This is a genomic window from Streptomyces sp. Ru62 (assembly GCF_002920615.1).
GTDB lineage: Bacteria > Actinomycetota > Actinomycetes > Streptomycetales > Streptomycetaceae > Streptomyces.
Genome location: NZ_PQSU01000016.1, coordinates 222,590 through 229,695 on the forward strand (window position 1 = coordinate 222,590; position 7,106 = coordinate 229,695).

The window sequence follows — 7,106 nt, forward strand, 5'->3', positions numbered from 1 at the left end:
GGGCACGGGTCGCGCTCGGGGCGCCGGATGAGAGGGAGGTCCCACGAGGAAGTGACGGCGAACGCGTGACCGTATGCGCCGGCTCCCCGAGTCCTCCCCGGGACCTTTACGGAACCAATGCGTCCGCCCACCGCCCGCTACGCCGGCCCGCCCATGCGCGGCAGCATGGGGACCATCCGGTCCCACCGCCCGATCTCACACCCGTCGCCGCGGTCGTACGAGGCGTCCACCGGGCGTCCGGCCCAGGTCCCGGTGACCCGGGCGGTGGCCGGGCCGCCGTAGAGCATCGTGCAGGTGGTGCCGTCAGGGACCGGCGCGAAGGGATCACGCCCCCACCGCGTGTGCGCGTCGAGCACCCGGCACGCCTCGGCGACGTCCGGATGCCGACCGGCACTGGGGTGGCAGCGCACCTCGTACGTCCCGTCCCGGCCCGCCCCGGCGTGCCGGACCACGATGGTGAGGTGATCACCCTGGTCATCCGGCCGGACGGGCGGCGGCACGGCGCCGGCCGCGGCGGCGGACACGGCGGTGAGGGGGACGAGGGAAGCGGCGGCGCAGAGCGACGCGAGCAGAAGGCGCCGTCCGGCGCCCGGCAGCACGGAGTCCATACCCCTTCCAACGCGCCCCCGCCCCGGACGTTGCGCCCCGCCGGGGGAGAAGCCCTTTGCTCTGCGGCCCAGGTGCCTAGTACCGTGGGGGGCGATTGGTGACGCGGTGCTCGACTGTGTCATCATCTGCACGCACCACTCGCGCGCTCGCGTGAGCGGTTGTGCTGGAGGCGTCGCCTAGTCCGGTCTATGGCGCCGCACTGCTAATGCGGTTTGGGCCTTAAAGCCCATCGAGGGTTCAAATCCCTCCGCCTCCGCCCCCATCCCGAAGCCCCGGTCCCCAGGACCGGGGCTTCGGCGTTTCCCGACCTCTGCCGCCTCCTCGCCCCCTGCCGACGTTTTCGCAGGTCACAAGGGGTATGCGGATCGGATTTCACATGACGGCGGCAGTCATGTAATGTTCTTCCTGTCGCCGCGAGCGGGCCGAAAGGACCGGGAGCGGGGGCAGAACAAAAGAACAAGCACTCGTAGCTTAACGGATAGAGCATCTGACTACGGATCAGAAGGTTGCAGGTTCGAATCCTGCCGAGTGCGCACAGATGAGAGACCCCGGAGAGATCCGGGGTCTCTTGCGTTTCAGTGGCGTACAGCAGCAAAGTACAGCAACGGCATCAGCCGGCCCCGCCCATTGCATCGGAGAGCTTGCCGAGCGCGGCCCGCGCCTCTTCCTCCCTGGCTTCGGCGTAGATCTCGAGGAGTGAGCTGCGCGTGGGGCGCGTGTTCCGGAGGGGATCACCCGGAGGCCGACGCGCGGGCGCGCAGGGCGAGATCGACTTCCAAGTCAGGCCCGGGACCTCGAGGAGCCGCTCGCCGGCGTCTTGTTCCCGTCCGGCGCCCGAAGCACTCCCAGGGCGTCAAGCCCGGATGAACCCCGGCCGTGAACGGTTCTTGATTGGGCCTCACCCCCGTTCCCCCGCCCCAGGATGAAGCAGCGGTCCGTCTGCCGGCCGGCGGCGGGCAAGCGTGTCAGGGGGCGCCGACGGTATCTCGGGAGCATCCTGGGGGCACTGGTGAGCGCCGGGGCAGCCGACGAGAAGGGTCCGGTCATGCGCGAGTCGTCGCAGGGCGTCACGGTCGTGGCTCTCCTGGCGGATCCGGACGCGCCGACGCAGATCGCGCGGCGCATCGCCCGGGTCCTCCCTGATCGGCTCGCCGACAAGTCGGGCCGGGGGCGGCGGTTCGACGTCGAGGTGGTCAGTGAGCCCTTCACCGCAGGGACCGAGGATCTGTCCACGTTGACGCGCCGGATCATGGACCGCGCGCGTGCGGAACATTGGGACGTCGTCGTGGCCCTCACCGACCTTCCGCTGCACTCGCACGGGCGCAAGCTCGTCGTGGATCTGAGTCATGAACACGGCCTGGCGCTGCTGTCCCTTCCGTCGCTGGGGGGCCTGCGACTTCAGGGAAGGGCCCTGCGGGCGGTCGAAGAAGCCGTGCTCAGCTTGGCGACTCCGCGGGCCACCGGGGAAGAGGAACCGTCGCGGCGTCATTCGCTCGGACGTTTTGCCAGTCGTCTTGCGCCTATTCACCCGGGGCCGATCGATGAGGAGGAGACCGCCGATCTGCGGTACGTCGTCAGCGGGCCGGGCGGTTACCTGAGGGTGCTCAGCGGTATGGTCCGCGCCAACCAGCCGTGGCGGCTGGTGCCGGGTCTGTCCAAGGCCCTGGCGGCCGCCCTCGCCACGGGAGCGGTCGCCACCGTGAACTCCACCATCTGGAGCCTGGCCACCTCCCTGAGCACGCCACGCCTGGTGATCGCCACGGTCGGGTCTGTCGCTCTCATGATCGGCTGGTTGATCGTGGACGCGAACCTGTGGCATCGATCGACGGATGCCTCGCCGGAGGAGAGGAAGAGGACGGCCCTCTACAACGCCTCGACGGTCGTGACCTTGGGCATCGGCGTGGTCGTCTGTTACGCGGGTCTGATGGTCATCAACTTGGTGTGGGCGCTCTTCATCCTCAACGACAAAGCCTTCGTCTCGATGACACGGACCCCGCTGCACGCCACGGAGTACTGGACGCTGTCCTGGTTCGTCGCTTCGGTCGCCACGGTGGGCGGCGCGCTGGGATCCGGTTTGGAGAGCGACGAGGCGATCCGGGCAGCCGCCTATTCCAAGCGCGAACAGGAACGTCGCCGCATGCTGGCGGACGACCACGACGACCAGCCGGTGACCTGAGTCGGAGACGCTGCCTGGGACCGGTGGCCGTCCGAGTACGGAATATCCGCTGATCGGTCGTTGAAGGGTCGTTTCGCGTCGTATGCCGACGGGGACCCGCACCGCACGCCGTCGGAGTGCCGAAGCTTCGCCGAGCAGGCCGGCGGCGGAACCACCGTTCCACCTGACCCGGGTGAACGGCCCGCAGAGGCGTGCCGGAGCCACGGACCCCGTCACAGCAACTTCCGAGAGTCGGGCTCTCTGCGCCGTCTCGTCGTCGCCGTGCCGCGGTCATGCCGCGACACCGAGGGAAGTCATCATGAAGGCAGCGGTATATGAAGGACCGCGAACGGTCACAGTGAAGGACGTACCGGACGCGAAGATCGAACACCCCTGCGACATCATCGTCAAGATCACCACCACCAACATCTGCGGTTCGGACCTGCACATGTACGAGGGCCGCACCTCGTTCGAGTCCGGCCGCACCCTCGGGCACGAGAACATGGGCCAGGTCGTGGAGGTCGGCCCGGCCGTCCGCAAGGTCCAGGTCGGCGAGTACGTGGTCCTGCCCTTCAACATCGCCTGCGGCTTCTGCAAGCAGTGCGAGCAGGGCCTGACCAACTACTGCCTGACCATGCAGCCGGAACCGGCCCTCGCGGGAGCCGCCTACGGATTCGCCGACATGGGCCCCTACCAGGGCGGCCAGGCGGAGCTGCTGCGTGTGCCCTACGGCGACTTCAACGCCCTGCGTCTGGGCGAGGACGCCGCCGAGCGGCAGACCGACTACGTGATGCTCGCCGACATCTTCCCCACCGGCTACCACGCCACCGAGATGGCCCACGTCAAGCCGGGCGACCAGACCATCGTCTTCGGCGCAGGTCCCGTCGGGCTGATGGCGACCTACTCCGCCCTCCTCAAGGGTGCGGGCCGCGTCTGGACGGTCGACCACCAGCCCGACCGGCTGCGCAAGGCGGAGGAGATCGGGGCCATCCCGATCAACACCGCCGAGCAGAATCCGTCGGAGGTCGTCAAGGAGGCCACCCTCGGTCTGGGCGCCGACAACGGCTGCGAATGCGTCGGCTACCAGGCACACGACCCCCAGGGGCACGAGGATGCCAGCCTCACGCTCAACGGCCTGATCGACTCGGTCAGGTTCACCGGCGACATCGGCGTGGTGGGCGTGTTCCTGCCCCAGGACCCCGGCGGCGCGGAGGCCCAGGGTGAGCTGGAGGCACAGGGCAAGGTCCCGATCGACTTCGGCATGATGTGGTTCAAGGGCCAGCACATGGGGACCGGGCAGGCACCGGTGAAGAAGTACAACCGGGCGCTGCGCGATCTGATCGCCGGCGGGAAGGCGAAGCCGAGCTTCGTCGTCTCCCACGAGCTCGGCCTGGACGAGGCCCCCACCGCCTACGAGCACTTCGACGCCCGCGACGAGGGCTGGACCAAGGTCGTCCTGCACCCCGACGGACACGGCAACGGCCACAAGCGGTAGGGAGCACAGGGCCGCCGCCCGCCTGCGGACCGGGCCGGCCGACGAGCGGTGTCCAACCCCGGCTCCGGCCGGGGTTGGACGGGCGACTGTCGCCTGCGCCGCCGTCGTACCTGGCAGCGGCGATCAACCGTGTCCGGTTCACCACCGCGACGCCGGTGGGTGACGGAAGCCGAGGATTGGTGGCGGCCACGCGGAAACTCCGCCGTTGTCCACTCTGCGCTTTTCGCCTCGCTCAAGTGGCCGCCCTTCCGTTCACCTCACCGCACGTGGGGAGCACTCATGAAGACAGACATCCGTTCCACCTCCCGCCGCCAGCGCGATCCGCTCGTCCGCGGCCTCGGCTGGGCCAGTGCGCTCCTGGGCGTGCCGCAGGTCGTCGCCCCGGCGGGCTTCGCCCGGGTCCTGGGCGTGGGTGACGCCCCCCGGCACCGCTCCGCCACGACCGCCGTCGGCGTGCGCGAGCTGGCGGCGGCGACCGGGCTGCTGGGGCGGCCGCACCCGGCCTGGCTCTGGGGCCGGGTCGGCGGCGACCTCATGGACCTGACGATGCTGAGCCGGGCCCTGAAGAACCACAACGGTCGCGGCCTGGGCCGCACCGTCGCCGCGACCGTCGCGGTCACCGCCCTCACGGTCACGGACGTCTACGCGGCCGTGACCCGCACCCGTAGGAGCACTCCCATGGAACTGACCGCGACCACCACCGTCAGCCGGCCCCCGGACGAGGTCTACGCGCTCTGGAGGGACCTGGAGCGGCTGCCGGACTTCATGGCGCACCTGGAGGAGGTGCGCGTCACCGGCCCGCGCACCAGTCACTGGCGGGCCAGTGCGCCGTTCGGCAAGGCGGTCGAATGGGACGCCGAGACCACGGAGGAAGTCGCCGGCCGGCTGATCGCCTGGCGGTCGGTGGACGGCGCCGGCATCGACAACTCCGGCGAGGTCCGCTTCGAGCCCGCCCCCGGCGGCCGGGGCACGGAGATCCGGGTGACCCTGCGCTACGACCTGCCCGGCGGGGCGCTGGGCCAGGCCGCGGCGCGCTACTTCGGCGAGGAACCGCACCAGCAGCTGGACGACGACCTGCGCCGCTTCAAGCAGATCGCGGAGACCGGGGAGGTCGTCCGCTCCGAGGGCGCACCCGGCGGCAAGCGGGCCCGCGGCGAGTTCCCGCAGCACCCGGCCCGACCGCTGACCGAGGACGAACTGAAGGAGGCCCTGGCATGAAGGCGAACTGCTGGACGGGACGCAACTCGGTCGAGGTGCAGGACGTTCCCGAACCGTCGATCCTGAACAGCCGCGACGCCATCGTGAAGATCACCGCGACGGCGATCTGCGGCTCCGACCTCCACCTGCTCGACGGCTATGTCCCCACCATGCAAAAGGGCGACATCATGGGCCACGAGTTCATGGGGGAGGTCGTCGAGGTCGGCCCCGGCATCACCGAGGGCACACTGCGCGTCGGGGACCGGGTCGTCGTGCCCTTCCCCATCGCATGCGGCGCCTGCGCATCCTGCCGCGCGGAGCTGTACTCGTGCTGCGAGAACACCAACCCCAACGCCGGCATCTCGGAGAAGTTCTTCGGCCACCCCACCGCCGGCATCTACGGCTACTCCCACCTCACCGGCGGCTTCGCCGGCGGCCAGGCCGAGTACGCCCGCGTGGTGCTCGCCGACGTCAACGCCCTCAAGATGGAGTCCGACCTCACCGACGAGCAGGTGCTGTTCCTGTCCGACATCCTGCCGACCGGGTTCATGGGCGCCGACATGTGCGACATCCAGGAAGGCGACGTCGTCGCCGTCTGGGGCGCCGGTCCGGTCGGCCAGTTCGCCATGGACAGCGCCCGGGTGCTGGGCGCGGAGAAGGTCATCGCGATCGACAAGGAGACCTACCGGCTCGACATGGCCGCCGCCCAGGGCTACACCACCATCGACTTCGAGGACACCGACGTACGGTCCGCCCTGCTCGAACTGACCGGAGGCCGGGGCCCCGACAAGTGCATCGACGCGGTCGGCCTGGAGGCCACACACGGCGCCTCCCACGTCCACCTCTACGACCGCGCCAAGCAGGCGGTCCGCTCCGAAACCGACCGGCCGCACGCCCTGCGCCAGGCCATCCTGTCCTGCCGCAGCGGAGGCGTGGTGTCGGTCATCGGCGTCTACGGCGGACTGATCGACAAGTTCCCGGCGGGTGCCTGGATGAACAGGTCCCTGACCCTGCGCACCGGGCAGTGCCACGTGCACAAGTACATGAAACCGCTGCTGGGCATGATCGAGCAGGGCAAGATCGACCCCACCCGGATCATCACCCACCGGCTGCCCCTGACCGAGGCACCGACCGGCTACGACCTGTTCAAGAACAAGAAGGACCACTGCGAGAAGGTCGTCCTCACGCCGTGAGGACAGCACCGATGAGCTCCGCCACCACCTCTCGTTGACGCCGGCGAGCGACCCTGAAGGCAACGACGGCACACAGAGACACACGACCGTCAGCAATCAGCCGGGAGGAAGGCGGAGCCGCCGCCCAGCAGTCCGCCCGATCCTACGGATCAGAAGGTTGCAGGGTCGCATCCTGCCCAGTGCGCACAGGTGAGAGGCCCCGAATTGCTCCGGGGCCTCTGGCTTCGGCGTAGACCTCCGTCGTCATGGCGACCTGTGAGTCCCGCAGGATCCGCTGATCTGCCCCAACTGACCATCAGGCCTGGTCAGGGGCCGTTCTCACTGCTCATCGCGCGGTGGGTGCGGGATTCGAACCCACGGTGACTCGCGCCACGACGGCTTTCGAGATCGTTCAGGAGGGTCCCCGCGTGGTCCCCTCTGGAACGTTCGGAGCCCAGGACGGTCCGGGCGTCAGATC

At 69.5% G+C, this 7,106-nt stretch carries 5 protein-coding genes and 2 tRNA genes; 6 read left to right on the top strand and 1 reads right to left on the bottom strand.

Annotation, left to right across the window (positions count from 1 at the left end):
* Window positions 1–137 precede the first annotated feature (137 nt).
* Window positions 138–608, bottom strand: coding sequence for an SSI family serine proteinase inhibitor (locus C3492_RS23100; protein WP_103813652.1), 471 nt, complete (start codon window positions 606–608; stop codon window positions 138–140).
* 166 nt (window positions 609–774) lie between these two features.
* On the opposite strand from C3492_RS23100, the gene C3492_RS23105 reads away from it, so the two are divergent.
* From C3492_RS23105 to C3492_RS23130, 6 genes are all read left to right on the top strand, one after another.
* Window positions 775–865: transfer RNA gene (locus C3492_RS23105), tRNA-Ser, on the top strand.
* Between the two features lie 204 nt (window positions 866–1,069).
* Window positions 1,070–1,142, top strand: a tRNA-Arg gene (locus C3492_RS23110).
* Between the two features lie 512 nt (window positions 1,143–1,654).
* Window positions 1,655–2,785 carry a hypothetical protein gene (locus tag C3492_RS23115; protein ID WP_181140508.1) on the top strand — a complete coding sequence of 377 codons (1,131 nt, stop codon included), beginning with the start codon at window positions 1,655–1,657 and terminating at the stop codon, window positions 2,783–2,785.
* Between the two features lie 298 nt (window positions 2,786–3,083).
* Window positions 3,084–4,259 carry a glutathione-independent formaldehyde dehydrogenase gene (locus C3492_RS23120; protein ID WP_103813654.1) on the top strand — a complete coding sequence of 392 codons (1,176 nt, stop codon included), beginning with the start codon at window positions 3,084–3,086 and terminating at the stop codon, window positions 4,257–4,259.
* 279 nt (window positions 4,260–4,538) lie between these two features.
* A complete protein-coding gene (locus C3492_RS23125) occupies window positions 4,539–5,477 on the top strand; it encodes an SRPBCC family protein (protein ID WP_103813655.1) in 939 nt (312 codons plus the stop codon).
* Complete coding sequence (locus C3492_RS23130) at window positions 5,474–6,649, top strand: zinc-dependent alcohol dehydrogenase (RefSeq protein WP_103813656.1); 1,176 nt, start codon at window positions 5,474–5,476, stop codon at window positions 6,647–6,649. The genes C3492_RS23125 and C3492_RS23130 overlap by 4 nt, the downstream gene beginning before the upstream one ends.
* The last annotated feature ends 457 nt before the right edge of the window (window positions 6,650–7,106 follow it).

What these genes read in the sequence shown, in the direction of transcription:
- C3492_RS23100 (WP_103813652.1), bottom strand. Translation starts at nt 608, where the DNA reads ATGGACTCCGTGCTGCCGGGCGCCGGACGGCGCCTTCTGCTCGCGTCG.
- C3492_RS23115 (WP_181140508.1), top strand. Translation starts at nt 1,655, where the DNA reads ATGCGCGAGTCGTCGCAGGGCGTCACGGTCGTGGCTCTCCTGGCGGAT.
- C3492_RS23120 (WP_103813654.1), top strand. Translation starts at nt 3,084, where the DNA reads ATGAAGGCAGCGGTATATGAAGGACCGCGAACGGTCACAGTGAAGGAC.
- C3492_RS23125 (WP_103813655.1), top strand. Translation starts at nt 4,539, where the DNA reads ATGAAGACAGACATCCGTTCCACCTCCCGCCGCCAGCGCGATCCGCTC.
- C3492_RS23130 (WP_103813656.1), top strand. Translation starts at nt 5,474, where the DNA reads ATGAAGGCGAACTGCTGGACGGGACGCAACTCGGTCGAGGTGCAGGAC.